The organism is Pseudonocardia sp. ICBG1293, from assembly GCF_020131355.1.
Lineage (GTDB): Bacteria > Actinomycetota > Actinomycetes > Mycobacteriales > Pseudonocardiaceae > Pseudonocardia.
Genome location: NZ_JAHLEL010000044.1, coordinates 424,623 through 450,602, shown reverse-complemented (window position 1 = coordinate 450,602; position 25,980 = coordinate 424,623). Strand labels below are relative to the sequence as shown.

Here is a 25,980-nt window from a genome sequence, read left to right as displayed (position 1 = left end):
TGTGGGGTCCCGTCCTCGTCATGCCCTCGTGGACGGAGCGGCCGACCCCTGTCGTCTCCCCGGTCGCCGAGGTCGCGGCACCGGTCCCGTCGTTCTCGACCGGACGGTCACCGGCGCCGCGCGGTCGACCCTCGGGGTTCGTCACCCGCAGCAGCACGCTGGGTCGTCCGGCGGAAGGCGAGCGCGATCGCGGCGGACATCAGCATCATCGCCGCGACCACCCACATGCCGGCGCGGGAGCTGCCGGTCAGGTCGGTCAGCCAGCCCGTGACGAACGGCCCGACGAACCCGGACAGGTTGTGAGCTTGGCCCCTGGTACCGGACACCTGTCCTGAGGCGGACGCCGTCCGCCGGGAAGGATGTCGTTCGTGCCCGCTCCTCACCCGCCGGAGTTCCGGCAACGCGCTATCGACCTGGCCCGTTCGAAGGTCAAGCCGATCTCGGAAATCGCCAAGGACCTGTCGTTGTCGGAGTCGTGTCTGCGGAACTGGGTCTCCCAGGCCGACGCAGACGACGGTGACCCGCGCTCCACACGTCTGTCGAGCGCGGAGAAAAGTGAGATCGTCGAACTCCGAAAGAAGGCCCGCCGGCTCGAGATCGAGAACGAGATCCTCAAGCGTGCTGCCGCGTACTTCGCCCGGGAGAACATCCTCCCAAAGTAGTTTTCCCGCTGGTCCGTGAACTCGCCGACGATGGATTCGACGTCGCGGTGACCTGCCGGGTCCTTGGCGTCCGCCGCCAGGGCTACTACGAATGGCACTCCGGGGCGACATCGCTACGGACGCAGGAGAACGAACTGCTCCTCAAACACATCGAGAAAATCCACGCAGAGTCCCGGGGCACCTACGGATGGCCACGTGTGCACGCCGAGCTCACCCTCGGACTCGGTATCACGGTGAACCACAAACGCGTCGCTCGGCTGATGCGCCAGGCCGGGATCCAGGGCCTCTACCGGCGACGCAACCACGGCTGCACCGTCCGGGACCAGCACGCCGACCCCTACACCGACCTGGTCGACCGCGACTTCACCGTCGACGGACCGGATGAGATCTGGTGCACCGACATCACCGAACACCCCACCCGAGAAGGGAAAGTCTACTGCGCGGCAGTCATCGATGTATTCTCCCGGAAAGCAGTCGGATGGTCCATCGCCGACAACATGCGCACCGAACTCGTCATCGACGCCCTCGGCATGGCCATACTCCGCCGACGCCCGCAATACCACGCCACGATCCTACATTCCAACCACGGCACCCAATTCACATCATGGGCATTCGGTCGACGTCTGGTCGCCGCTGGAATCGTCCCATCGATGGGCTCGATCGGAGATTGCTACGATAACTCTCTGGTCGAATCATTCTGGGGTACCATGCAACTCGAACTGCTCGATTCCAGAACCTGGAAAACCCGCGCAGAGCTTGCCACCGCCATCTTCGAATGGATAGAATGCTGGTACAATCCGTTACGGCGCCATTCCAGTATTGGGATGCTCTCCCCGAACGACTTCGAAGCAGCCCACACCCCGCCCAACCACACCCACTGACCCCACACCGTCGGTGTCCGGACTACGGGGCCAAGCTCATTGCCGAAGGAGTTGACCAGCCCGATCCCGGCGGCCGCCCCGGCGCCGGTGAGGAACGCGTTCGGCAGCGACCAGAACGGCGGGATCGCCGCGAACACCCCGACCGCGCAGACCGTCACACACGCCATCACCAGCAGCGGCGAGTCCATGTACAGCGCCGCGGCGATCGCGACCGCGCCGACGGCCGCGGGGACCGCCACGTGCAGCGCCCGCTCCCCGCCGCGGTCGGAGTGCCGGGCCCACAGCACCATGACCACCGACGCGATGGCGTACGGCACCGCCGTGATCAGGCCGACCTCCACCAGCGAGTAGTCCGCGCCGAACTGCCGCTCGAACCCGGCGACGATCTGCGGCAGGAAGAACGCCAGGACGTAGAGGCCGAACACGATCCCGAAGTAGACGACCGAGAGCGCCACCACCCGGCCGTCGCGCAGGGCCGCGAGCACCCCGCGGTCCTGTCCGGCGGCCGCCGCGTCCTCGGCGGCGATCTGCTCCTCCAGCGCGGCGGCCTGCTCGGCGGGCAGCCACCGCGCCCGCGACGGGCGGTCCGGCAGCAGCCACAGCACCGCGATCCCCAGCAGCACCGCGGGCACACCCTCGACGAAGAACATGAAGCGCCAGCCGGCGTCGAAGCCCAGTGCGCCGTCGCCGACCGAGATCAGCCAGGTCGACAGCGGTCCGCCGACCACCGAGGACAGCGGCACGGCCAGGAAGAACAGCGCGACGATCCGGGCCCGCTCCACCCGGGGGAACCAGTAGGTCAGGTACAGGATGATGCCCGGGAAGAAGCCGGCCTCGGCGATGCCGAGCAGCACCCGCACGACGTAGAAGCCGACCTCGCCCTGCACGAACGCCGTCGACGAGGCGACGATCCCCCAGGTCACCATGATCCGGGCGATCCAGAGCCGGGCCCCGACCCGGTGCAGGATCACGTTGGACGGCACCTCGAAGAAGAAGTAGCCGATGAAGAACAGCCCGGCGCCGAGACCGTAGGCGGCCGCGGACAGGCCGAGGTCGACGTTCATCGTCAGCGACGCGAACCCGACGTTGACCCGGTCGATGTAGTTCAGCAGGTAGGCCAGGGCGAGCAGCGGGATGAGCCGCCTCGTCGCCGTCCGTACGGCCGTCGGGACCAGCACGCCTTCCCCCTCCGTTGCGGTGCGCACGCCCGGGCAGTCTCGCTGCCGGGGGTCAGTCCTTCAACCAGGCGTAGGCGGTGTGCCGGGAGACACCCAGCGCCGTGGCCATGGCGCTGACCTCGCAGCCCGCCTCCCGGCCGGCCCGCAGCAGCTCACGGCGGCGTTCGCGCGGGGCGTCGGCGGCCGCGCGCAGCTGCGCGAGCACGGCCTCGGACTCCACCGAGGCCCGGCGTCGGCCCACCCCGGGACGGGAGAAGGCACGCACGACGTCGGCGTCCCAGACCTTGCGGCCGTCCGGGCCGGGGTCGGGCAGCGGCGCGGGAGCCTGGCCCCGGGAGACGTAGGAGTTCCAGGTGCCCACCTGCACACCCCAGTGGGCGGCACACTCGTCGCTGGTCCAGGTCGTCACGACACGGGAGCGTGCCACGCGCCCGCCCGTCAGGGGCGCGGGGTGGTCAGCTCCGCACGCACCCCGAGCAGCCGCACCGGCCGGTCCGGGGCGAGCTCGTCCAGCAGCTCCGCGGCGACGGCGGCGATCGCCCCGCCGTCGCGCCCGGGCGGGACCAGGGCACGGCTGCGGGTGGTGGTGCGGAACGACCGGGTGCGCACCCGGATCCCGACGCGCACGCAGTCCCGCCCCTCGGCGACGACGTCACCGGCCACCTGCATCGCCAGCCCCCGCAGCAGGACGTGCAGCTCGGTGCGGTCCTCGACGTCGGCGGGGAACGTCGTCTCGCGGCTGCGCGAGCGCGGCACCCACGGCGTCGTGTCGAGCTCGGTGCGCCCCATCCCGCGGCCGAGCGAGACGTAGTAGGGCCCGCGCTGCGGCCCGAGCCGTTGCGCGACGTCGCCCGGGCGCGCCTGCGCCAGCTGCGTCACCGTCGTGATCCCGAGCTCGGCCAGGGCCCGCGAGGTGGCCCGCCCGATCCCGGGGAGCGCCTCGGGCGGCTCGCCGCCGAGGGTCGCGAACCAGTTCGCCGCCGTCAGCTCGTGCACCCCGCCCGGCTTGGCGTACCCGGTCGCGGTCTTCGCCCGCACCGTGGTGTCGCCGATGCCGACGGCGCAGGACAGCCCGGTCGCGGCGACGGCGGCCCTGACCCGCTCGGCCAGGACGCGGGGGTCGTCGTCGGTGGACAGGAACGCCTCGTCCCACCCGATGATCTCGACCGGTGCGCCGAGACCGCGCAGCCGGACCATCACGTCGTCGGAGACCTGCTGGTGATACGGCGTGTCCGAGGGCAGGAACACCGCGTCGGTGCCGGTCAGGCGGGCGTGCGCGCGGCGCAGCGGCATCCCGGACCGCACGCCGTGCGCACGGGCCTCGTAGGACGCGGTCGCGACGACCGAGCGGGAGGCCGGGTCGCCGTCACCGCCGACGACGACCGGTCGGCCCGCCAGCTCGGGACGCCGCAGGATCTCGGCCGCGGCGAGGAACTGGTCCAGGTCGGCGTGCAGGATCCGGCGGGGGCTCACGGCCGGGCGGGGCCCGGGCCGGCGAGCAGGTCCAGCACGGCGGCGGCGCACGCCTCGGGCGTCCGGCCGGGACGCCCACGGTGGCCCGCGACGCCGTTCATCGCCCCGAACAGCAGGTCCCGCACGAGCCGGGGCTCCGGCCCGGCGGCGATCACCCCGGCCCGCTGCGCGTCCTCGACCAGCGCGGCCCAGCGGCCCCGGTAGCGGTGCATCAGGGCACGGTACGTCGCGAACGGGCCGTCGGCGTCCGGCTCGGGCGTCGTGAGCACGACGGCGGCGTGGTCGCTGAGCTCGACCAGGGCGTCGAGGTGGGCACGGACGGCGGCCCGCAGGCGGGCGCCGGCGTCGTCGACGGGCAGCGGGGCCAGCGCCTCGTCGAGGTGGCGCAGCGACTCGCGCAGCCCCTCCTCCAGCACCGTCGCGACGAGCTCGTCCTTCGACCCGAAGTGGAAGTACACGCTCCCGGTCCGCAGGCCCGCGGCCTCGGCGATCCCGCTCAGCCCCACCCCGGACCCGCTGTCGCGGGCGAGCAGGGCCGCCGCCGCGTCGAGCAGTCTGCGACGGGTCCGGTCCCCCTTGGACGGGCGGTCTGGCGCGGTGGGCACGGCCGCATCCTCCCTCCTGGCGCGAGGCCGCCGGTCACGGCCACTTAGAGGTCGTTTCAGAACGACTTGTCGAGTTTCCATTGACCCCTCGACGACAGATCAAACGGCAGGTCAGATAGCCGCTTGTCGTCTACAACAGACACGTCGACCTCGTTCTGAAACGACCTCTTAGAGCGTCCGGCAATTGATCGTTACCGCAGCCGGCGGGTGGTGGGCCTATCCGGCCAGCGGTAGCGGTTGCGGGCCGCGTTGATCAGTCTGCGGATCACGGTGAGTGCGGCGGCGAGGTTGAGGTAGAACTCGACGATGATCTTCCGGCGATCGGTGAACCGGCGCAGCTTGCCGTAGCCGTTCATCCAGGAATGGGTGCGCTCGACCGGCCACCGCTTACCGACCTGGATCGGGGCGGGCCGGCCCTTGGTGGCGATCTGTGCGTCGAACCCGAGTCGTTCGAGCAGATCGCGGGTCTTGCCTGAGTCATAGCCCCGGTCCAGGTGCAGGCACGGTCGCTCGGGCAGCGGCCCGATCATGTCGTAGATCCCGATCAGGGTCGGTTTCAGCAACGGCGAGTCGTGGTCATTGGCGCGGGCGCTGATCAGGTGCAGCGGGATCCCCGCACCGTCGCAGACCACGGAGCGTTTGGTGCCCTGTTTGCCCCGGTCGACCGGGTTACAGCCGGCGACCTCGCCACCGCAGGGAGCCTTGGTGATCGCTCCGTCGGCAGACAGATCGTCGAGGTCGAGACCGATCATCTGGTCATAGCCGGCCAGCGCGGCCCGAAGGACCTGCTCCCCGACGCCGGCGGCGGCCCACTGGGCGAGACGGCGGCGGATCGTGCGGTCCGAGCAGCCGGGGGTGGCGATGCGTTCGTAGCCGCTGCCGTGCACCAACGCCGCGAGCACGTGCTCGAACACCAGGCGGTCGGGGATACGGCGGCGGTGACATCCCCACGGATGGGCCGGGTCGAACTCCGGGCGCCGCTCTGCCTCGATCAGGGCAGCGAACTCGACCCAGAGGGGGTCGATCAGCGATTCTGGCAATAGAGGCACGGACCCTCCAGGCGACCATCAGGACATCAGCAATCCGATGATCACCCGAGGTCCGTGCCTCTACCTGCAACGACACCCCCACGACCTCATTTGCCGGGCGCTCTTAGAGGTCGTTTCAGAACGACTTGTCGAGTTTCCATTGACCCCTCGACGACAGATCAAACGGCAGGTCAGATAGCCGCTTGTCGTCTACAACAGACACGTCGACCTCGTTCTGAAATGACCTCTTAGAGCGTCCGGCGATTGATGGTTATCGGAGTCGACGGGTCGTGGGTCGGGTTGTCCAGCGGTAGCGGCTGCGGGCACGGTTGATCAGCCGGCGGAGCACGGTGAGTGCGGCGGCGAGGTTGAGGTAGAACTCGACGATGATCTTCCGGCGATCGGTGAACCGGCGCAGCTTGCCGTAGCCGTTCATCCAGGAATGGGTGCGCTCGACCGGCCACCGCATACCGACCTGGATCGGGGCGGGCCGGCCCTTGGTGGCGATCTGTGCGTCGAACCCGAGTCGTTCGAGCAGATCGCGGGTCTTGCCTGAGTCATAGCCCCGGTCCAGGTGCAGGCACGGTCGCTCGGGCAGCGGCCCGATCATGTCGTAGATCCCGATCAGGGTCGGTTTCAGCAACGGCGAGTCGTGGTCATTGGCGCGGGCGCTGATCAGGTGCAGCGGGATCCCCGCACCGTCGCAGACCACGGAGCGTTTGGTGCCCTGTTTGCCCCGGTCGACCGGGTTACAGCCGGCGACCTCGCCACCGCAGGGAGCCTTGGTGATCGCTCCGTCGGCAGACAGATCGTCGAGGTCGAGACCGATCATCTGGCCATAGCCGGCCAGCGCGGCCCGAAGGACCTGCTCCCCGACGCCGGCGGCGGCCCACTGGGCGAGACGGCGGCGGATCGTGCGGTCCGAGCAGCCGGGGGTGGCAATGCGTTCGTAGCCGCTGCCGTGCACCAACGCCGCGAGCACGTGCTCGAACACCAGGCGGTCGGGGATACGGCGGCGGTGACATCCCCACGGATGGGCCGGGTCGAACTCCGGGCGCCGCTCTGCCTCGATCAGGGCAGCGAACTCGACCCAGAGGGGGTCGATCAGCGATTCTGGCAATAGAGGCACGGACCCTCCAGGCGACCATCAGGACATCAGCAATCCCATGATCACCCGAGGTCCGTGCCTCTACCTGCAACGACACCCCCACGACCTCATTTGCCGGGCGCTCTTAGAGGTCATTTCAGAACGAGGTCGACGTGTCTGTTGTAGACGACAAGCGGCTATCTGACCTGCCGTTTGATCTGTCGTCGAGGGGTCAATGGAAACTCGACAAGTCGTTCTGAAACGACCTCTTATTATGCTAGTGTTGCGGTAACTAGGTTACTTTACTCACGGGCTGGTTTACGGGATCATGAGCTGTGCCGTTGACTGTGACCGTGGACGTTCCGGCCGCCGACCGCGAGGTGTTGGAGTCCTGGCTGCGTTCCTCGTCGGTTTCGGCGGGACTGGCCCGACGGGGCAGGATCGTGTTGCTGGCCGCGGACGGGGTGGCGGTCAAGGACATCGTCACACTGGTCGGGGCGTCGAAGGCGACGGTGATCGGGTGGAAGAAGCGTTACGCCGCTGAGGGGATCGCCGGGCTGGCCGACCGGCCCAAGGCGGGCCGGCCGCCGGTGATCGACGAGGTCGCGGTTGTGCTCGCCACGCTGGAACCGCCGCCTGAGCGGCTCGGAGTCACGCACTGGTCGTCACGGCTGCTCGGTGCCGAGCTCGGGATCTCCCACGTGTGGATCGGCAAGATTTGGCGGCGGTGGGGGCTGCAGCCGTGGAAGTCCGAGACGTTCAAGTTCTCCACCGATCCCGAGCTCGAAGCCAAGGTCCGCGACATCGTCGGGTTGTATCTGAACCCGCCGGACAAGGCCGTCGTGCTCTGCGTCGACGAGAAATCCCAGGTCCAGGCCCTGGACCGGACAGCGCCGATCCTGCCGATCATGCCCGGTATCCCGGAGAAACGGACGCATGACTACGTCCGTCACGGCACCACCACGCTGTTCGCGGCGTTAGAGGTCGCGACCGGGCGGGTCGAGCAGGCGTGCCTGCCGCGGCATCGCCATCAGGAGTTCCTGCGGTTCCTCAAGCAGGTCGCGAAGGCCTACCCGCGGCGCAAGCTGCACCTGGTGGTGGACAACTACGCGACCCACAAGCACCCCGCAGTGAAGGCCTGGCTGGCCCGCAACCCGCGGATCACCCTGCACTTCACCCCGACCTCGGGATCGTGGCTGAACATGGTCGAGGTCTTTTTCGGGGTCATCACCCGCCAGGCCATTCGCCGTGGCAGCTTCGGCAGCGTCAGAGAACTGATCGGCGCGATCGGCCGGTTCATCGACGGCTGGAACGAACGCTGCCACCCGTTCATCTGGACCAAACCCGCAGACGACCTACTCAACCACTGCCGACCCGGTCAAAGAACATCGTTTACGCGACACTAGCTTAAAAACTAACGACCATCAGTTTTTCGGGAGGATGCGATGGTGAACCCCTCGCCCCCGGCCGTCGGGGAGGGTGCGGCGCCGGACCCGGAGGTTGCCCTGCGCTGGTACGGGAGCTGGATCGAGGCCTGGAACAGCCACGACCCGGACCGGGTCCGCCCGCTGGTGACCGAGGACTTCGTGCTGGAGACCCCGACCACCCGCAACTCGGGATGGGAGGTGCGGGGACCCGGCGCGGCAGCCGACTACATGCGGTACGTGCTCACCGCCTACCCGGACCTGACCTGGGAGCGCACCGGACCACCCCTGCTCGCCCCCGACGCACCGCGGGCCGCGTTCACCTGGCGCGGGACCGGGCACTTCACCGGCACGCTCACACCGCCCGGGATCCCCGGGACCGGGCTGCCGTTCGACTTCGTCGGGGTGGAGGTCTTCGACTTCCGGGACGGTCGCGCGCGGCGGCTGTACGCGGGCTACGACCTCATGGGGCTCCTCCGCCAGACCGGGGTGCTGCGCAGCGGGTCGGGCCGGCGCTGACCACGGAGGTCACGGCCGCAGCGCGGTGACCACCCAGCGCAGGGAGGTCCGGTCGGTGCAGGTCGCGAGCAGCTCGGCCTGCTCGGCCGTCGCGTCGTCGCGGCGGCGGGCGTCGAAGAGGTCCTCGACCAGGCCGGGCACGTCGCGGTGCTCGCCGGGCAGCGGCTCGTCGCCACCGGGCAGCCCCAGGCGCGCCACGACCAGGCGCAGGGTCCGGTAGCCGATCAGCCGCATGCCCGGGGGGAGCAGGGCGGAGTGGCGCGGGGGAGTGGCGCCTGCGGCCGGCTCCCGGCCGGGCAGGGGTACCGCGCCGGGCGGGGCACCGGGCAGGCTCACCGCCGACACCGCGATGACGCCGCCGTCGAGCAGGGCCCAGGCGTCGATGGCCGGGCGGTGCGTCTCGCGCCCCGACGCGGTGGCCAGACCCTGGTCGGCGAGCCATCGGCGCAGCCGGGGACGCAGGTCCCACCGCACGTCGAACACACCATCGGCCACGCCGGACGGGGTGAACACCTCGTCCCAGCGTGGTCCGCCGGACGCCCCGCTCCCGACACCCGTCTCGGGCTGGATGGCCATCGTCGTCCCCCGACCCGGGGCACGCGCGTTCCCGGAGATCCAGGATAGGGCGGAGCGGACGGACGCACAGGCTGGTGCACACGGCCGTACCCACAGGTGTGACGACACGACCGCCGCGGCGCCGAGCGGCGTCGCCGTCGCGCCCACCAGCGGTCGATGTCACGCACCGTGAGTGGATGTGCGGATGTCCGCGTGACAGTTGACACGATCGTGGGAGTCCACGGCGGGCCGTAACGAGGCAGGATGAGCTGAGCGATCCACAAGTGACGGCGACGTGGAGGCGACATGGACGGGCAGTTCGACAGGGTTCCGGCGGTGCACCCGGGGATGATCCCCGCGGCACGGCGGTCGGTGGAGAACCTGCCGTCCGGACGAGGTGTGGTCGACGGCGAGCGGGGCCGCGTGCTGGCCCGGTACGCGCGGCTGATGCGGTCCGGTCGGCCGGAGGTGTGCCTCCCCGGCCGACGGGAGATCGAGGACCGTGAGCGGTTCGGCGCCTCCGCGACCGGGAGCGACGGCAAGGTCATCTACCCCGACCGCGACGCCGCCGAGTGTGCCGCGCGTGAGCTGGAGGCCCTCGGCGGGCGGCCGCAGCGGGCCTACCTGTGCCGGCGGTCCCGCCGCGGGCACTACCACCTGACCACCGACGCGCCCGCCCAGCGCCGTCGGGGGCCCGCCGAGCTCATCCCGCAGCCGCGCCGCGGTGACTGACCGTCCCGGCCCGCCGCACCACGACCCCCGGAGCCCGACGGCGCCGGGGGTCGTCGCCTGTCCGGGCACCGGTGTCCGCGGATGTCACATTGATGTGATGCGCGGCACACGCTGATCGTCTAGCGTGGGTGTGGCGACGGTCACTGCGCCGTCGATCCGACGTTCCCACCACGACGTACCGGAGGGCCCCGTGAACCCGCATCTGCTGGAGGAGCGCGTCGCCACCGTCAACGGCGGACGCGCGCTCGCCGACCCCGCCCGTGCCCGGCTGCGCGCCCACAAGGCGACCGCCGACGCCTGCCGTCGTCGGGCCGCCGACCGTCGCGCCGAGCTGGAACGGGTCCTCGCCGGAGGCACCACCGGCGACGCGCTGGACCTCATGCTGGAGCTCGACGCGCTGGAGCGGGTGCAGGACCGCATCGACAACCGGCTCTCCGAGCTGTGCGACGCGCTCACCGAGCCGCGCACCCCACGCTACGGCGACGCCCAGCCGGTGTAGTCGCCGCGCGGCCCGTGTGGATCACCCCCGATGCGTGGTTCGATGACCGGCGGACACCGCCGTCGGACCACGAGGGAGAGCACACGTGCGTGCAGTGCAGGTCAGCGAGCTGGACGGGCCGTCCGCGGTCCGCGTCGCCGAGGTCGAGGCACCGGGTCGTGGTGACGGCGAGGTCCTGATCGACGTCGCCGCGGCCGGCGTGAACTTCCCGGACGTCCTGCTGACCAAGGGGATGTACCAGTACAAGCCGGAGCCGCCGTTCACCCTGGGCTCGGAGTGTGCGGGCACGGTGCGCGAGGCGGGCCCGGAGAGCCGGTTCTCGGCCGGGGACCGGGTCGTCGCGTTCACCATGTCCGGGGTGTTCGCCGAGACCGTCTCCGTTCCGGAGCAGTTCGTCTTCCCGCTGCCCGACGAGGTCGGGTTCCCGGCAGGCGCCTGCCTGCCGATGAACTACCTGACCGCGCACTTCACCCTGGAGACCCGGGGTGGCCTGCGGGCGGGGGAGACGGTGCTCGTGCAGGGCGCCGCCGGGGGCATCGGGACCGCGGTCATCCAGCTGGCCGCGGCGATGGGCGCCACCGTGATCGGTGTGACCTCCACGGAGGCGAAGGCCGAGGTCGCCCGGCGCGCCGGCGCGGCGCACACCGTCGGCGTCGACGGGTTCAAGGACGCGGTCACGGAGCTCACCGGCGGCGCGGGCGTCGACATGGTCGTCGACCCGGTCGGCGGGGACCGGTTCACCGACTCGCTGCGGTGCCTGGGTCCGCTCGGGCGGCTCATGGTCATCGGGTTCACCGCGGGCGACATCCCGACGGTCAAGGTGAACCGGCTGCTGCTCAACAACATCGATGTCCGCGGGGTCGGCTGGGGCGCCTACGCCCTCGGCCGACCCGACTTCATCCGGTCCGAGTGGGACGCCCTGGTCCCGCACCTGCGTTCCGGCGCGCTCGACCCGCTGATCAGTGAGAGCTTCGGCCTCGACGACGCCGCGACGGCCCTGTCGCGCATCGACGACCGGACGGTCACGGGCAAGGTCGTCCTGCTGACCGGGCCCGAGTCGGGCTGACCCCGGACCTGGGCCTGCCGGCGCCGGACGGGTCAGCCGGCCGGTTCGAGGTTGTGGCGCACCGCGGTGCGCGGCAGCGGCGCCGCGGTCTCGGCGGCCGCGGCGCGGGGCGCCGGGGTGGGGCCGACGTGGCGCTGCGGCGCCGGCACCACCACGGGCTCGGCGACGTGCAGCCGGTGCCGGGCGGCGACCGCCCGCCCGGCCGGGCCGGTCGTCGTCAGTGCGTGCAGCGCCAGGCCGCGGTGCGCCGGGACCTCGCAACGGCGCAGGAAGCGGTCCAGCTCGCGCACGGCGTCCCCGGCGGGCCGCGACCGCGCCCAGGCGGCGAGCTCGGCCTCGGCCACGTCGGCCCGCACCCCGCTCATCCGCACGCACACGTACTCGACGTCCTCGTCGGCGAGCTCGCCCGGCGCGGGCAGGTGCATGCCCTGCTCGGTCAGGTACTCGTGCACCGCCCACAGCCCCATCGGGGTCAGCGCGACGACGGTGGGGTCCGGGTCGTCCCGGTGCGCGACGAAGGACAGCGCGTCCAGCTCGTCGGCGTCCAGGGTCTCGGTCAGCTCGATCGCGCCGAGCAGCTCGCACGCGTCGAGCAGGGCGGTGACGTCGCGGCGCCACAGCCGCTGCTCGACGTCGCCGGCGAGGTCGTCGACCACGCAGCCCGCCTCGTCGTTGACGGCGTCGCGGACCTGGCGGTGGAAGTGCTCCAGCGGGACCTGGCCGCCGCCGGTGGCGTAGAGGCCGACCCACAGCATCGGGAACGCCTGCGACATCGACATCCCGAACAGCGACGGCGCACCGAAGACGTCGGTCCCGCCGAGGCTGTCGCCCAGGCGCCCGACCGACTCGAAGACCCGGCGCCACAGCTCGATCGGCCGGTTCAGCAGCGGGCCCGCGCTCTTGACCGGCAGCAGCCGTCCGCGCACGACCCGCACCAGGCGGGCGGACCGGGCCCAGCGCAGCAGCAGGGACACCTCGGGCAGGTCGTCGCTGGTGCGGGCGGTCTCGCGGTAGATGTGGTCGAGCTGCAGGTGTGCGGCGAGGTCGAGCGCGTCGGTGCGGTCGAGGCGACCGTCGGAGGTCAGCCGACGCCCGGCCCGCACCCACAGGGTCAGCTTGCGCAGCAGCTCGCAGGCCTCGGAGCGCTCCGCGGCCTCGACGAGCGCCGCGGCGCCCGGCATCGGTACCGGCGGCAGCTCGGGGTTCCACTCGGTGCGGGTGGGCCGCTGCGCCTCGCGTCGCATGATCTCGGCGAGTGCGTGCCGGTCGACATCGGTCTGCCCGGCGCCGGCGCGGTCGAGGAACCGCTGCACGGCGGCCGGATCGGCCGGGTCGACGCCGTGCCGGTGCAGCTGCACGCCCCAGAACTTGCCAAGGTCGTAGTTGCGCTCGTCGGCCAGGCCGTCGTGCAGGGCGGGGGTGGAGTCGAGGACCTGGCGGTGCAGGGCGTCCGCGGGGTGCGACTGCGGGTCGAACCAGTCGTGCTCGTCGACGAAGTCGATCAGCGCGTGGAAGGCGGGGGCGACGTCGTCGGGCTCGAGCACGGTCACCTTGCGCGGGAACCACATGCCCAGCGCGTCGGCGATGTGCGAGCGGGTCCAGCGGCCCAGCCTGCGGTCGCGTGCGTACTTGTAGTCCAGCGCTGCGGCGACGAGCGCGGTGTCGACCTCGACGCGACGACGGCGGGCCCAGAGGGAGAACTGCTCCAGCAGGCGGCTGCGGGCCTCGGCGTACCCCTGGTCGTCCCCGGGGGTGAAGACGAGACGCATCCGGCCCACTGTGTCGGGTCCCTCCCACTCGCTCCTGCTGCGGCGCAGCACTTTCCGATGATCGCCGATGCACGCGGGGGCCGTGCGCCGGATGGTCGCAGGAGGTCCAACGAGCGCGACCGGTCCGGGTCACTCCCGACTGCTCACCATCGGTGGGCGGCCGGTCACGGGCGGTCCGGTCGTCCGGTCGCCCCCGACGACCGTGAGCCCTCGACCCTGCCACGGACGACGACGGCCGGACACCCCGGGGAGGGGGTCCGGCCGCCGTCGTGTGCGACGAGAGGTGGTCAGCCGCCGCCGACCGGGCTGTCGCGTCGTTCGGCGGTCGCCGCCGTCGACCCGTCGCCCGCACGGCTGTCCTGCCCGGTGGGTGCGGCCCCGACGGCCCCGTTCCCGTGGCCGGTGTCGGAACCGTCCGCGCCGGTGCCGGCACGGGCGCCGGGGGCGCTGTCCTCGTCCGGGTCGAACGCGCCGACCTTGACGTAGAAGTTGTCGCCGTGGTTGTCGGTCGCCCAGTCGACGGCCTGCTCCAGCACCTGGGCGCCCTTCTCGTCGCGGAGCACGACCTTGTCCCGGCGCAGGTCCTTGAACAGCGCGAAACAGAGCAGAACCATGATCACGACGAAGGGCGCGGCGACCAGGATGGTCAGGTTCTGGATGCCGTCGAGGGCGTTCTCCCCGCCGGTGACCAACATGAGCACGGCCACCGCGCCCATGACCGAGCCCCAGAAGATGACGACCCACTTGCTGGGCTCGATGGTGCCGCGCTGGGACAGGGTGCCCATCACGATCGACGCGGCGTCCGCCCCGGAGACGAAGAAGATCGCGACCAGCAGCATGACCAGCAGGCCGGTGAAGGTGGCCCAGGGGTAGGCGGCGAGCATCTGGAAGAGCTGGACGTTCGAGTCGTCGGAGAACTGGGCGCCCTGCTGGGCCTGCGTGATGGCGGTGCCGCCGAAGATGCAGAACCAGATCAGGGAGACCAGGCTCGGGGCGAGGATGACGCCGCCGACGAACTCACGGATGGTGCGTCCACGCGAGATGCGGGCCAGGAACATGCCGACGAACGGGGTCCAGGAGATCCACCAGGCCCAGTAGAAGATCGTCCAGCCGGAGAGCCACTCGAGCATCGGCTCGCCGCCGACGGCCTCGGTGCGTCCGACCATCTCGAAGAACTGCGAGAAGTAGGCGCCGACCGAGGTGGGGATCAGGTCCAGGATGATCACGGTCGGGCCGACGACGAACACGAAGAACGCCAGCACGGCGGCGAGGACCATGTTCGTGTTGGACAGCCACTGGATGCCCTTCTCGACGCCGGAGACGGCGGAGAGGATGAACGCGGCGGTCAGTACGACGATGATCGCGGCGAGGACCCACGGGCCGACCTGGCCGTCGACCCAGCCGACGGTCTGCATGCCGCCGCCGATCTGGAACGCGCCCAGGCCCAGCGAGGCCGCGGAGCCGAACAGGGTGGCGAAGATGGCCAGGATGTCGATGGCGCGGCCGATGGTGCCCTCGGCGGCCTTGCGGCCGATCAGGGGGATGAAGGCCTGGCTGATGAGCTGGCGGCGGCCCTTGCGGAAGGTGGAGTAGGCGATGGCGAGGCCGACCACGGCGTAGATCGCCCACGGGTGCAGGGTCCAGTGGAACAGCGAGGTCGCCATCGAGGTCTGCAGGGCGTCGATGGTGCCGTGCTCGGCGGCGCCGGGCGGCGGCGACTGGAAGAACGTGAGCGGCTCGTTCACGCCGAAGAACATGAGGCCGATGCCCATGCCGGCGGAGAACATCATCGCGATCCAGGAGACCGTGCGGAACTCGGGTTCCTCGTCGTCGGCGCCGAGCTTGATGCGCCCGAACCGGCTGAAGGCCAGGAAGAGCGCGAAGGCGACGAAGGCGGTCGCGGCGAGGATGAAGCCCCAGCCGCCGCCGCGCATCAGCCCGCCCAGCATCGACTCGGCGGCGGAACCCAGCGTGTCGGGGCTGAGCAGCCCCCAGAGCACGAACAGCAGTGCGAGCGCGGCGCCGACGCCGAACACGACCCAGTCGGTGCGGGGCCGGTCGCCCCCGGTCGTGTCCGGACGGGCGTCCGGTGGTGCTGGGGCCTGTGTCATGTGTGGTCGCGCCCGGATGCCGGGCGCATCCCCCCTCCGCTTTCGTCCGTGCAGAAAATGGTGCACAAGTCGTTTGTGTGCCGAAAGTCTAGGTACTCGGCCGCCCCGTGTCGCCGTGCACGCCGAACCGTGACCTCAGCCGGCCGTCCAGCCCGCGTCGGAGACGCCGCCGGGAACGGGGGCGGCCGGGTCGTACGGGGTGCGGGTGAACACGAACGTGGCCAGCCACAGGTGGTCGCGGCCCAGGCGCAGGGTCTCCCCGGCGAAGTACCCGTCCAGGCCGATCCAGGTGCCGTCCGGGCCGGGCCGGAAGCGTGACGCGCGCCCGGGGCGCCCGAGGCCGCCCAGGTGCAGCAGCCCGCCGGCGACCGAGCGCAGCGCGTAGGGGGAGGGGCCCCAGAACCACGGGCCGAGCAGGTCGGGATCGACCGGGCAGGGCTGCGGGGTCCACGGCGCGACGACGCGGGGCTCGGCGGTGCGCAGGTCGTTCAGCAGTCCGGCGGCCAGCCCGCTGTCCATCCCGGCGGTGGTGTTGCCCATCGCCAGCGCACCGGCGCCCTCCTCCCGGTCCACCCACAGCCCGGCCAGGAAGCCGGGCATCGACCCGCCGTGCCCGACCAGCGTCGTCGTGCCGCCGCCGGGCCGCTCGACCCGCAGGACCTGCACGCCCAGCCCGTAGCCCGCCCAGACCGGCGACGACGGGTCCACGCCCGCGGGCAGCGTCATCTCCTCGACGGTGGCGGGGGAGAGCACCCCGCCGGTGTCGCCGAGCAGCAGCGCGCCGAGCCGGGCCAGGTCGGCGGCGGTGCACCACAGCTGCCCGGCGGCGGCCATCACCCCGGCGTCGTGCTCGGGCTCGGGCAGGACCAGGTCGGCCCACGGGTGCACGGCCCGGCCCGCCGCGGCCGGTTCCAGCGGGCGGGGCGAGGTGCGGGTCATGCCCAGCGGGAGCAGTACCTCGTCGCGGGCCACGTCGGTCCAGGCGCGGCCGCGGGTGCGGGCGACGACCTCGCCGAGCAGCCCGAACCCGAGGTTGGAGTAGTGGAAGCGACGCGCGGCCGGCAGCACCCGGTCGCCCTCGCCCAGCCCCAGCTCGTCGAGCGTGCCGCCGGGGGTGCGCTCCCACCACCCGCCGGGGCTCTCCGAGCCCGCCCCGGCGAGGTGGGACAGCAGCTGGCCGAGGGTGCGGTCGCCGAGCGGGGTGCCGGGGACGTGCCGGTCCAGCGGGTCGTCGAGGTCGAGCAGCCCCTCGTCGCGCAGCCGCAGGACGGTGAGGGCACAGACGGTCTTGGAGATGGACCCGATCCGGTACTGGACGTCGTCCGGGGCGGCACCGTCGGGCAGGGCACCGCGGCCGGCGTGCCAGACCAGGCCGCCGTCGCGGACCACCCCGGCGACGAGCGAGGGGACCCGCCCGTCGCGCTGGGCGCGGGCGACGCGGGCGAGCAGGGTGCGCTGGGTGCTGGGGAGCAGCTCGGTCACCCGCCCGACCCTAGGACCCGGCTCCGGGCTCACAGGCCCCGGATGTCGGCGAACGACCGCAGGCGTACGGCCCGCTCCGACAGGGCGGCCGGGACCGGCTCGGGCACCGGCATGCGGTCGGCCGCGGTCAGCGGGCCCAGGTCGAGCCCGGTGAGCTCGCCGATCCGGGCCACCGGCACCTGGAAGGTGCGGTAGGGGCCCAGCGGCGGCGGGTCCCCGGCCGGCGGCTCGGCGAGGTCGCCGAGCTCCGGGGTCTGGTCCAGCAGGTACGCGGTGGTCCCGAGGGCGCCGCCGGTGACGAACGCGCCGATCTTCCAGAACAGGCGGGGGACCAGCACACCGCGGTACTCCGGGTCGTCGTCGGCGAGCACCGGGCCGGTGAACACCACCAGCCGCCGGTCGTGGTCGCCCGCGTTGTCGAGCAGGTAGTCCTCCAGCCCGCCCCAGGTCTGCTTGTCCTGGTTGAACGCCGCGGCCTGCGGTGCGGCGTTGGTGTAGTGGAACGTGTCGGACTCGGCGGTCGCGGCCTCGGCGGGCTCGCCCCACACCGGGTCCTGGCGGCGCACCAGGTGACCCCGGTCCAGGTCGTTGTCGCGGTAGAGCTCGGGGCCGGCCTGCTGCTCGGCGGGCAGACGGTCGTCGAGGCGCCAGTCGTCGGAGCGCTCCAGCTGTCGCAGGGTCGCGCCGTCGATCGCGACGGCGGTGGCGGCGGCCAGGCGCCGGTCGGGCCGGTGCAGCGTCGCGAAGTGGGTGTAGGGGAGCAGGACGGTGTCGGTCCCGGGCAGCGTCGGCATCGGCGTCGCGACGCCGAGGAAGTCCGGATCGAAACCGGGGGCGGCGGGGGCGCTCATCGGTGGGACGCTAGCGGTGCCGGGTGAACGGCGGGTGCGGCTCAGCCGCCGTCGGCCAGCCTGCGCAGCAGCGGCGCGGTCCGGAACCCGACCAGCGAGCGCATGACCAGCGAGGTCGACGTGCGCTCCACCCCGTCGATCGCGAGCAGGTGCCCGGCGATCCGGTAGAGGTCGTCGGCGTCGCGGGCCACCAAGTGTACCAGCAGGTCCTCGGGCCCGGAGACGCCGTGCACCTCCAGCACCTCCGGCACCCGGTCCAGGGCGTCGGCGACCGCGGCGAGCTCGCGCTGCACCACCCGCACCGTCACGAACGCGGTGAGCGGGTAGCCCAGGGCGGCCGGGTCGACGCGGCGCTCGAAGGTGTCCAGCGCCGCCACCCGGTCCAGCCTCGCCAGCCGGGCCTGCACGGTGTTGCGGGACAGGCCGACCCGCTCGGCCAGGGCGAGCACGGTCGCGCGCGGGTCCTGCGCCAGCGCCAGCAGCAGTCGGGCGTCGTGGCCGTCGAGTGCGGCCCGTCCGTCGCCGGTCGTGCCCGTCATGTCGTCCCCCCGTCGTGCCGTGGGTGCGCAGTATGCCGCTCCGGTGCCGGGTCGACCCGGCACGGGGCGTGCATTCTGCTCAGCCCGTCGGGCTGCGGTTGTGCAGTCGTCGGTGCGGTGGTGGGCTGGCCGGGCAGGCTGCATGGGCAACGGAGCTGGAGTGGTGGACGATGGGCACGCAGACGGTGACGACGGACACGCTCGTCGAGATCGAGAAGCGGGTGCTGTGGCTGTCCGTCGCGATCGTCGACGCGGCCAACCGGCGCGGTGACCCGAGCGGGCTGAAGGTGGGCGGGCACCAGGCGTCGTCCGCGTCGATGACGACGATCATGACCTCGCTCTGGTTCGAGCACCTGCGGGCGGGCGACCGGGTCTCGGTCAAGCCGCACGCCTCCCCGGTGCTGCACGCGATCAACTACCTGCTCGGCGAGCTCGACGAGCGCTACCTGGGCACCCTGCGCGCCTTCGGCGGGCTGCAGTCCTACCCGTCGCGGTCCAAGGACCCCGACCCGGTCGACTACTCGACCGGCTCGGTCGGGATCGGTGCGACCGCCCCCATCTGGGGTGCGCTGGCCCGCCGCTACGTCGACAGCCACTTCGGCGGCGCGGGGCAGGGCAGGCAGTACTCGCTGGTCGGCGACGCCGAGCTCGACGAGGGCGCGGTCTGGGAGGCCATCCTCGACCCGATGGTCGGTGAGCTGGGCGAGGTCGTGTGGGTCGTCGACCTGAACCGGCAGTCCCTGGACCGGGTCGTCCCGGCGATCGGCGCCCCGCGGATCGAGGGCATGTTCTCCGCGGCGGGCTGGCAGGTGCTCACCGTCAAGTACGGCAGGCTGCTGCACGAGCTGTTCGACCGCCCGGGTGGTGACGCGCTGCGCGCCCGGATCGACACCATGCAGAACGCCGAGTACCAGCGGCTGCTGCGCTGCGACGCCGACGAGGTCCGCACCCGCCTGCCCGACGGCGACGCGGCACTGACCGAGCTGGTCGCCGGTCTGGACGACGACACCCTGCTGGCCGCGGTGCGCAACCTGGGCGGGCACGACACGGCGGCGCTGCGGGACGCGTTCGAGGCCATCGACGACACCCGGCCCACGGTGATCCTGGCCTACACGGTCAAGGGCCACGGCCTCGCGACCGCGGGCCACCCGCAGAACCACGGCTCGATCCTGGCGGCCGACCAGGTGCGCGAGCTGGCCGACGCCGTCGGCGCCGACCCCGACGACCCCTGGCAGCGGTTCGACCCGGCCTCGCCGGTGGGCGAGGTGGTCGCGCGGGCGGCGCAGCGCCTGCACCGCGACCCGGTCGACGAGCAGCCGGTCCCGCCGCTGCCGACCGACATCGGGCGCACGCCGACCGGGCGCGCCACCACCCAGGCCGCGCTCGGCCGGGCCCTGCTCGACCTCACCCGGGAGGCCCCGGCGGCCGCGGAGCGGGTGGTCACGCTCTGCCCGGACGTGTCGTCGTCGACGAACCTGGGCGGCTGGGTGAACAAGGTCGGCGTCTGGTCCACCGCGGAGCGCAAGGACTGGTTCGACGACGACCCGGAGACGATCCTGCACTGGCGCGAGCGGCCCACCGGTCAGCACCTGGAGCTGGGCATCGCCGAGGGCAACCTGGTCGGCGCGCTGGGGGAGCTGGGTGCGACCTGGTCGCGCTGGGGCCGTCCGGTGCTGCCGATCGGGGTGCTCTACGACCCGTTCGTCGAGCGCGCGCTGGAGCCGTGGTCGTTCGGCATCTACGCCGGCGGCCAGTCGATCCTGGTCGGCACCCCCTCCGGGGTGTCGCTGGCGCCCGAGGGCGGAGCCCACCAGTCGGTGACGACGCCGTCGGTGGGGCTGGAGCAGCCCGGCTGCGTGACCTACGAGCCGGCGTTCGCGATCGACACCGAGTGGACGCTGCTCGCCTCACTGGTCCGGCTCGGCCGCCCCGACGGCACCAGCGCGTACCTGCGTCTGTCGACCCGACCGGTGGACCAGACCCTGGCCGCGGTGCCGGCGGACCCGGCGGCGCGCGAGCGGCGTCGCCGCCAGGTGGTCGCCGGCGCCTACCCGCTGCGCCGTGCCGCGGGCACGCCCGCGCTGACCATCGCGGTCGCCGGCGCGCCGACGACCGAGGCGCTCGCCGCCGCCGACCGGCTGGCCGAGCTCGGCCACGAGGTCGACGTCGTGGTGGTGACCAGCCCCGGCCTGCTGTTCGACGCCCTGCAGGCGCGGTCCGGGCGGCCCGCCCGTCCGCAGGCCGAGCCGTGGATCCTGGAGTCGGCGTTCCCGGCGCGGCGGGCCGCGCCCCTGGTCACCCTGCTCGACGGGCACCCGCACACGCTCGCGTTCCTCGCCGGGGTGAACCGGGTCCCGGCCTCGCACCTGGGCGTGCACCGGTTCGGGCAGTCCGGTGACCTGGCGTCGGTCTACGCCCACCACGGGCTCGACGCGGACACCGTCGTGGCGGCCGGGCTCGACCTGCTCTAGCCGGAACCGGACACCGGGTGACGTACGTCGCTGGCTCCCGTAAACGACAATGACTACGGTTACCGACCATGCTGCTTCTGGGGTTGGCGTCGGTTACCTTCCGTGAGAGATCCGTACCGGACGTCGTGCGCCTGGCGGTCGACGCCGGCTCCGAGGTCGTCGAGTGGGCCGGGGACCGGCACGTGCGGCCCGGTGACCGGACGGCGGCGTCGGCGGCCCGCGGTGCCTGCGCGGGCGCCGGCCTGCGGATCGGGACCTACGGCAGCTACCACAAGGCCGGCGCCGACGACCCGGCCGCGTTCGCCGCCGTCGTCGCGACGGCGGCCGAGCTCGGTGCCCCGCGGGTACGGGTCTGGGCCGGCACCGCGGCCTCGGCCGACGTGTCGCCCGCCGAGCGCGCCGCCACGGTGGATGCGCTGCGGCGCTGCGCCGACGCCGTCGCCGAGCAGGGGCTGGGGCTGCTCGTGGAGCACCACGTCGAGTCCCTCACCGACGGGCTCGACACCGCGTCGGCGCTGCGCACCGAGGTCGACCACCCGGCCCTGGTGACGCACTGGCAGCCGCGCGAGCTGCCCGATACCGACGCCTGCCTGACCGAGGTCCGCGTGCTGCGCCCGCGGACCGTGCACGCCTTCTCCTGGGGTGCCGACGGCTTCACCGAGCGGCTCCCGCTCGCCGACCGCGCCGACCTGTGGGCGCCGGTCCTGGCCGAGCTCGCCGCGCAGTCCGCCGCCGACGACGCCGACGTGGAGGTGCTGCTGGAGTTCGTCCCCGGTGACACCGCCGCCTCCCTGCGTCGCGACGCGGCCGCGCTGCGCGACCTGCGGTCCGGGCGCGATCTGGCGGGTGCGCGATGAGCCCCCGCCCCGTGCCCCCCGTGCCCGCCGGTGCGGGCGACCGGTCCGCCGCGGCCCGACCCGCCGCGCCCGCCCGCGTCGCCACTCCCCGCCGGTCCGCCGCCCCCCGCCGGTCCGCCGCGGCCCGGGCCTCCCGTGTCGCCGCGGTGCTGCCGGTCGCGGCGGTCGTGCTGCTGCTCGCCGGGTGCGGCGGGGCGGCGGCGCCCGCGCCGGAGACGCCCGCCGAGCGGCCCGCCGTGAGCCGGGACGTCGCTGCGCTGGAGCCGGCGCTGTCGGTCACCGACCCGCGCGGCACCACGGTCACCGTGCCGGCCCCGCCGACGCGCATCGTCTGTCTGACCGGTCTGTGCGACGACATGGTCGTCGAGCTGGGGCTGACCCCGGCCGGCACCTCGACCCCGGCGCTGCTGGAGAACCCCGTGCTGCTCGGCGAGCGCGCCGCGCAGGTCCCGACGGTCGCCGGCAGCTTCGGGAGCGAGGACGTCGAGTCCATCGCGGCCCTGCGCCCGGACCTCGTGATCGGCCTCGGTGGGGTGCACGAGCCGCTGCGGGCGGCGGTCGAACGCTTCGCCCCGCTCTGGCTGGTGCAGCCCGGCACCTGGGAGGAGTCGGTCGGCTACCTGCGGAACCTGGGATCGCTGACCGGCCGCACCGCCGAGACCACCGCGGGGGAGCAGCGCTTCCGCACCACCCTGGCCGACGGCGTCGAGCAGGCCCGCGCCACCGGACGGGCCGACCGCCGGGTCCTGCTGATGTACGGCAGCGCCGACACGATCGGCGTCGACACCACCGACACCGTCAACGGGAACCTGCTCGCGACGCTCTACGACTACCCGTTCGTCCCGCGCGGCGCCGACGTCGAGACCGCCAGCACCTACAGCGTCGAGGAGATCCTCGCCCAGGCGCCGGACGTGGTGTTCGCCTACTCGCTGCTGTTCTCCTCGGCCGACCGCACCCTCACCGACCAGCTCGCCGACAACCCCGTCTGGCAGCAGGTCCCCGCGGTGGCGGCGCGCCAGGTGCACGAGATGGACCCGCGGCTGTGGGGCAGCGGCCGTGGCACCCGCAGCCTGGGCGCGATCGTCACCCAGTCGCTCGCGGCGGTCCCCGGCCGGTGAGGCGGGCCCTGGCGGCGCTCGCCGTCGTCCTCGGGGCGGCGCTGGTCGCCGCGCTGGTCCTCGGCACCGGCACACCGGCCGTCGCACCGCACCGGCTGCCGGCGGTGCTGGGCGCGACGGGCGGGGTCGAGCACGTGGTGGTCACCGAGCTCCGGGTCCCACGGCTGCTGCTCGGCGTGCTCACCGGCGCGGCACTCGGGCTGGCCGGGCTGCTCCTGCAGGACGGCCTGCGCAACCCGCTCGCCGTCCCCGAGCTGCTCGGGGTGTCCTCCGGGGCGGCCGCGGCGGTGGCGATCACGATCGTCACCGGGGCCGCCGTGCCGTTCGCGCCGCTGCTGCCGGCGGTCACCGGCGCGGTCGTCGGGTGCGGGCTCACCCTGCTCGCGATCCGCGGTGCCGTCGGCCCGGCCGCGGTGCTGCTGATCGGTGCCGGGGTCGGCGCGGCACTGCAGGCGCTGCTGCTCGCCGCGGTCGCGATGACCGGGTCCACCGAGCAGGGCGTGCTCGTGCGCTACCTGCTCGGCTCGCTCACCGGCACCACCTGGGCCACCCTCACCCCGGTGCTGCCCGCGCTGGTGGTCGCGTTCGCCGCGGCCGTCGCGGTGCTGCCCCTGCTCGGGCCGCTGCGCCTCGGCGACGACGCCGCCGCGGCACTCGGGCTGCGCACCGGCGCGGCCCGGGCCGCGGTACTGGGCGTGGCCTGCCTGCTCGTCGCCGCCGTCGTCGGGCCGGCCGGGCCGGTCGCCTGGGTCGGTTTCCTGGCCCCGCAGCTGGTCGGGGTGCTGGTCCCGGCCGCACGGCCGCTGCCGCGCGCGGCGGGCTGCGCCGGGGCGGGGGCGGCGGTGGTGGTCGTCGCGGACCTGCTGGCCCGCACGGTGCTCCACCCGGTGGAGCTGCCGGTGGGCGGCTTCACCGCCGCGGTCGCGATCGTCGCGGGCGGGGTGCTGCTGGCCTGGCGACGCCCGCGGGCCGCCCGCACGGCCCGTCGCGATGCGGCGGTGGCCCGGTGAACCGGCCGGCCGGGCGGGGGACGGCGCCCCGGGCCCCCGGCGTGCGCTCCGGGACCGGCCGGGCCCGGGCGGCCCCGGACCGGGCGGGCCGGGTCGCCATCGGCCTGGTCGCGACGGTGGCGTCGCGGTTCGCCCTGCTCGGCGCGGTCGTCGCGACCGCCGCCCTGGCCGGGCTGATGGTCGGGACCGCGGTCGGTCCCGGCACCGCCCTCGCGGCACTGGCCGGGGCCGCGGACCCGCTGTCGGTCGACCTCGTGCGCGGGCTGCGGGTGCCGCGGGTGCTGGTCGGGCTCGCCGCCGGTGCCTGTCTGGGCGTCGCCGGGACGGTGCTGCAGGCGGTGCTGCGCAATCCGCTCGCCTCCCCGGAGGTGACCGGCGTCGGGTCCGGCGCGGTGCTGGGCGCGGTGCTGGGCACCGTGCTCGGCGGCCCCGTCGGCACCCCGCTCGGTGTGCTCGCGGTGGCCCTGCTCGGCGGGACCCTCGGCGGCGGCGTGCTGTGGCTGCTCGCCGGGCGCGCCGCCGGACCGGGCACCGCGGACCCGCTGCGGCTCGCGGTGGTCGGGGTCCTGGTGTCGGCGGTCCTGGGCGGGACGACGCTGCTGCTGCTCACCGCCCGCCCGCAGCTGGCCGGGTCGATGGTGCGGTGGCTGGTCGGCTCGCTCAACGGCCGCGGCTGGGAGCACTGGGCGGCGCTGTGGCCGGTGGCGGTCGTCGCCGTCGTCGTGGCGGTGCTACTCGGCCCGGTGCTCGCGGTGCTGGGGGTCGACGACGACCACGCCCGCGGAGTCGGCCTGGCGGTCTCCGGGTGGCGCTCGGCGGCGGTGCTGCTGGCGGTGCTCGCCACCGGTGGCGCGGTGGCCGCGGTGGGGGCGCTCGCGTTCGTCGGGCTGCTCGCCCCGCACCTGGCCCGCGCGGTGCTCGGCCCGTGGGGTGCGGCCGACCCGCGGCTGCTGGTCCCCGCGGCCGCGCTGTCCGGGGCGGGCACGGTCGTCGCGGCGGACGTCGTCGCGCAGGCGGTGACGGCGCTCGCCCCGGCCGGTGACCGGCCGATCGGGGTGCCCGCCGGAGCGGTGACGGCGGTCGCCGGCGCGGTGGTACTGATCGGGATCGTCCGCCGGCGGTCCCGCACGACGGTGGGAGGTGTCCTGTGACGGTACTGCGGGCCGAGGGGGTGACGGTGCGGTTCGACGGGCGCACCGTGCTCGACGGCGTCGACCTGTCGGTGCGGCAGGGGGAGTGGCTGTCGCTGGTCGGGCGCAACGGCTGCGGCAAGACGACGCTGCTGCGGGTGCTCGCCGGACTGCACCGGCCCGACGCCGGGACCGTGCACCTGGCCGACCGGCCGCTGGCCGGGACCCCGCGCCGGGAGGTCGCGAGGCGGGTCGCGGTGCTCCCGCAGGCGCTGCCGCCGCTGGGCGGGGTGACCGTGCGGGCGCTCGTCGCGCAGGGCCGCTACGCGGTCCGCGGGCCGCTGGGGATGCTCGGCGGCGGCGCCGACGCCCACGTCGTCGAGGCGCTGCGGGCCACCGGCACGCAGGACCGGGCCGACACCCCGGTCGAGCTGCTGTCCGGCGGCGAGCGGCAGCGGGTGCGCCTGGCGCTCGCGCTCGCCCAGGACGCGCCGGTGCTGCTGCTCGACGAGCCGACCACCTACCTCGACGTGCGCCACCAGCTGGAGATGCTCGACCTGGTCCGGGACCTGCAGGGCCTGCGGGGGCTGACGGTCGTCGCGGTGCTGCACGACCTCGCCCAGGCCGCCCGGTGCGCGGACCGGATCGTCGCCCTGCGCGAGGGGCGGGTGCACGCCGACGGGCCGCCCGCCGACGTCGTCGACGAGGGGCTGCTGGCCGAGGTGTTCGGGGTGCGCGGGGTCGTCTCGACCCACGAGGGGCGGCTGACCTGCAGCTACCTGGACTCCACCCCGGCCCGGCCGGTCAGTGCTTGACGGCCCACCCACCCCGCCGGGCGTGGCACGCCGACGACCGGTTCGCCATTCCCGGGCGGGTCGCCGGTGCAGCGACGTGCACGTTTCCGCCCCTGCGAGGGCGGAAACGTGCGTCTCG

General features: G+C 73.4%; 25 protein-coding genes and 1 pseudogene. 13 read left to right on the top strand and 13 right to left on the bottom strand.

The features are described 5' to 3' along the window. Positions 1–107: 107 nt before the first annotated feature. Positions 108–326, bottom strand: coding sequence for an MFS transporter (locus KPF47_RS21830; RefSeq protein WP_224390693.1), 219 nt, complete (start codon positions 324–326; stop codon positions 108–110). A gap of 42 nt (positions 327–368) precedes the next feature. Here KPF47_RS21830 and KPF47_RS21825 point away from each other — a divergent pair, with 42 nt between their 5' ends. Together KPF47_RS21825 and KPF47_RS21820 are read left to right on the top strand one after the other, a co-directional pair. Then, entirely contained in the window at positions 369–662 is a 294-nt protein-coding gene (locus KPF47_RS21825) for a transposase (RefSeq protein WP_224387616.1), read from the top strand. Positions 663–709: 47 nt separating this feature from the next. Next, a pseudogene (locus KPF47_RS21820) lies at positions 710–1,450 on the top strand (IS3 family transposase); the annotation flags it as partial. Here the strand turns inward: KPF47_RS21820 and KPF47_RS21815 are convergent. From KPF47_RS21815 to KPF47_RS21790, 6 genes are all read right to left on the bottom strand, one after another. Continuing rightward, the gene (locus tag KPF47_RS21815) at positions 1,333–2,721 is read right to left on the bottom strand and encodes an MFS transporter (RefSeq protein ID WP_224390691.1); all 1,389 of its coding nucleotides are present in this window, start codon (positions 2,719–2,721) and stop codon (positions 1,333–1,335) included. The pseudogene KPF47_RS21820 and the gene KPF47_RS21815 overlap by 118 nt on opposite strands. A 52-nt stretch (positions 2,722–2,773) precedes the next feature. Further along, positions 2,774–3,148: a hypothetical protein gene (locus KPF47_RS21810; RefSeq protein WP_224390688.1), complete on the bottom strand. Its 375-nt coding sequence runs from the start codon at positions 3,146–3,148 to the stop codon at positions 2,774–2,776. An 11-nt stretch (positions 3,149–3,159) separates the two neighbouring features. Beyond that, entirely contained in the window at positions 3,160–4,194 is a 1,035-nt protein-coding gene (locus tag KPF47_RS21805) for a DNA polymerase IV (RefSeq protein WP_224390686.1), read from the bottom strand. After that, positions 4,191–4,799, bottom strand: coding sequence for a TetR/AcrR family transcriptional regulator (locus KPF47_RS21800; protein ID WP_224390684.1), 609 nt, complete (start codon positions 4,797–4,799; stop codon positions 4,191–4,193). Before KPF47_RS21800 ends, KPF47_RS21805 begins: the two co-directional genes overlap by 4 nt. 191 nt (positions 4,800–4,990) lie before the next feature. Next, positions 4,991–5,848 carry an IS5 family transposase gene (locus KPF47_RS21795; protein WP_224390682.1) on the bottom strand — a complete coding sequence of 286 codons (858 nt, stop codon included), beginning with the start codon at positions 5,846–5,848 and terminating at the stop codon, positions 4,991–4,993. A gap of 250 nt (positions 5,849–6,098) precedes the next feature. Continuing rightward, on the bottom strand, positions 6,099–6,956 hold the full coding sequence (locus KPF47_RS21790) for an IS5 family transposase (RefSeq protein ID WP_224390680.1): 858 nt from the start codon (positions 6,954–6,956) through the stop codon (positions 6,099–6,101). Between the two features lie 299 nt (positions 6,957–7,255). Between KPF47_RS21790 and KPF47_RS21785 the strand changes: the two genes are divergently transcribed. Beyond that, positions 7,256–8,320 (top strand): IS630 family transposase, encoded by a 1,065-nt coding sequence (locus KPF47_RS21785; protein ID WP_255659546.1) that lies wholly within the window; start codon positions 7,256–7,258, stop codon positions 8,318–8,320. A gap of 42 nt (positions 8,321–8,362) precedes the next feature. After that, entirely contained in the window at positions 8,363–8,857 is a 495-nt protein-coding gene (locus tag KPF47_RS21780; protein WP_224390679.1) for an ester cyclase, read from the top strand. A gap of 9 nt (positions 8,858–8,866) precedes the next feature. Here KPF47_RS21780 and KPF47_RS21775 read toward each other — a convergent pair whose 3' ends face one another. Continuing rightward, positions 8,867–9,433 (bottom strand): hypothetical protein, encoded by a 567-nt coding sequence (locus tag KPF47_RS21775; protein WP_224390675.1) that lies wholly within the window; start codon positions 9,431–9,433, stop codon positions 8,867–8,869. A gap of 285 nt (positions 9,434–9,718) precedes the next feature. Here KPF47_RS21775 and KPF47_RS21770 point away from each other — a divergent pair, with 285 nt between their 5' ends. From KPF47_RS21770 to KPF47_RS21760, 3 genes are all read left to right on the top strand, one after another. Beyond that, a complete protein-coding gene (locus KPF47_RS21770) occupies positions 9,719–10,144 on the top strand; it encodes a hypothetical protein (protein WP_224390674.1) in 426 nt (141 codons plus the stop codon). Between the two features lie 190 nt (positions 10,145–10,334). Further along, complete coding sequence (locus KPF47_RS21765; protein WP_224390668.1) at positions 10,335–10,643, top strand: hypothetical protein; 309 nt, start codon at positions 10,335–10,337, stop codon at positions 10,641–10,643. A gap of 85 nt (positions 10,644–10,728) precedes the next feature. Next, a complete protein-coding gene (locus tag KPF47_RS21760; RefSeq protein ID WP_224390667.1) occupies positions 10,729–11,709 on the top strand; it encodes an NADPH:quinone oxidoreductase family protein in 981 nt (326 codons plus the stop codon). A gap of 32 nt (positions 11,710–11,741) precedes the next feature. Here KPF47_RS21760 and KPF47_RS21755 read toward each other — a convergent pair whose 3' ends face one another. The 5 genes from KPF47_RS21755 to KPF47_RS21735 all read right to left on the bottom strand — a co-directional run bounded on the left by KPF47_RS21755 (position 11,742) and on the right by KPF47_RS21735 (position 18,461). Beyond that, complete coding sequence (locus tag KPF47_RS21755) at positions 11,742–13,478, bottom strand: hypothetical protein (protein WP_224390666.1); 1,737 nt, start codon at positions 13,476–13,478, stop codon at positions 11,742–11,744. 287 nt (positions 13,479–13,765) lie between these two features. Continuing rightward, positions 13,766–15,589 (bottom strand): BCCT family transporter, encoded by a 1,824-nt coding sequence (locus KPF47_RS21750; protein ID WP_224390665.1) that lies wholly within the window; start codon positions 15,587–15,589, stop codon positions 13,766–13,768. 135 nt (positions 15,590–15,724) lie between these two features. Continuing rightward, the gene (locus KPF47_RS21745) at positions 15,725–17,071 is read right to left on the bottom strand and encodes a serine hydrolase (RefSeq protein WP_224390664.1); all 1,347 of its coding nucleotides are present in this window, start codon (positions 17,069–17,071) and stop codon (positions 15,725–15,727) included. Between the two features lie 29 nt (positions 17,072–17,100). Further along, positions 17,101–17,922 (bottom strand): DNA/RNA non-specific endonuclease, encoded by an 822-nt coding sequence (locus KPF47_RS21740; protein WP_224390663.1) that lies wholly within the window; start codon positions 17,920–17,922, stop codon positions 17,101–17,103. Between the two features lie 41 nt (positions 17,923–17,963). Next, positions 17,964–18,461 (bottom strand): Lrp/AsnC family transcriptional regulator, encoded by a 498-nt coding sequence (locus KPF47_RS21735; protein WP_224390662.1) that lies wholly within the window; start codon positions 18,459–18,461, stop codon positions 17,964–17,966. 170 nt (positions 18,462–18,631) lie between these two features. Between KPF47_RS21735 and KPF47_RS21730 the strand changes: the two genes are divergently transcribed. The 6 genes from KPF47_RS21730 to KPF47_RS21705 all read left to right on the top strand — a co-directional run bounded on the left by KPF47_RS21730 (position 18,632) and on the right by KPF47_RS21705 (position 25,862). Continuing rightward, positions 18,632–20,932 (top strand): pyruvate dehydrogenase, encoded by a 2,301-nt coding sequence (locus KPF47_RS21730; protein ID WP_224390661.1) that lies wholly within the window; start codon positions 18,632–18,634, stop codon positions 20,930–20,932. A gap of 125 nt (positions 20,933–21,057) precedes the next feature. After that, positions 21,058–21,789 (top strand): sugar phosphate isomerase/epimerase, encoded by a 732-nt coding sequence (locus KPF47_RS21725; protein ID WP_224390660.1) that lies wholly within the window; start codon positions 21,058–21,060, stop codon positions 21,787–21,789. Then, positions 21,786–22,907, top strand: a complete 1,122-nt coding sequence (locus KPF47_RS21720; protein ID WP_224390659.1) for an ABC transporter substrate-binding protein — start codon at positions 21,786–21,788, stop codon at positions 22,905–22,907. The genes KPF47_RS21725 and KPF47_RS21720 overlap by 4 nt, the downstream gene beginning before the upstream one ends. Continuing rightward, complete coding sequence (locus KPF47_RS21715) at positions 22,904–23,917, top strand: iron chelate uptake ABC transporter family permease subunit (protein WP_224390658.1); 1,014 nt, start codon at positions 22,904–22,906, stop codon at positions 23,915–23,917. Before KPF47_RS21720 ends, KPF47_RS21715 begins: the two co-directional genes overlap by 4 nt. Further along, positions 23,914–25,068: an iron ABC transporter permease gene (locus KPF47_RS21710; protein ID WP_224390657.1), complete on the top strand. Its 1,155-nt coding sequence runs from the start codon at positions 23,914–23,916 to the stop codon at positions 25,066–25,068. The genes KPF47_RS21715 and KPF47_RS21710 overlap by 4 nt, the downstream gene beginning before the upstream one ends. Further along, the gene (locus KPF47_RS21705) at positions 25,065–25,862 is read left to right on the top strand and encodes an ABC transporter ATP-binding protein (RefSeq protein WP_224390656.1); all 798 of its coding nucleotides are present in this window, start codon (positions 25,065–25,067) and stop codon (positions 25,860–25,862) included. The genes KPF47_RS21710 and KPF47_RS21705 overlap by 4 nt, the downstream gene beginning before the upstream one ends. Positions 25,863–25,980 lie beyond the last annotated feature (118 nt).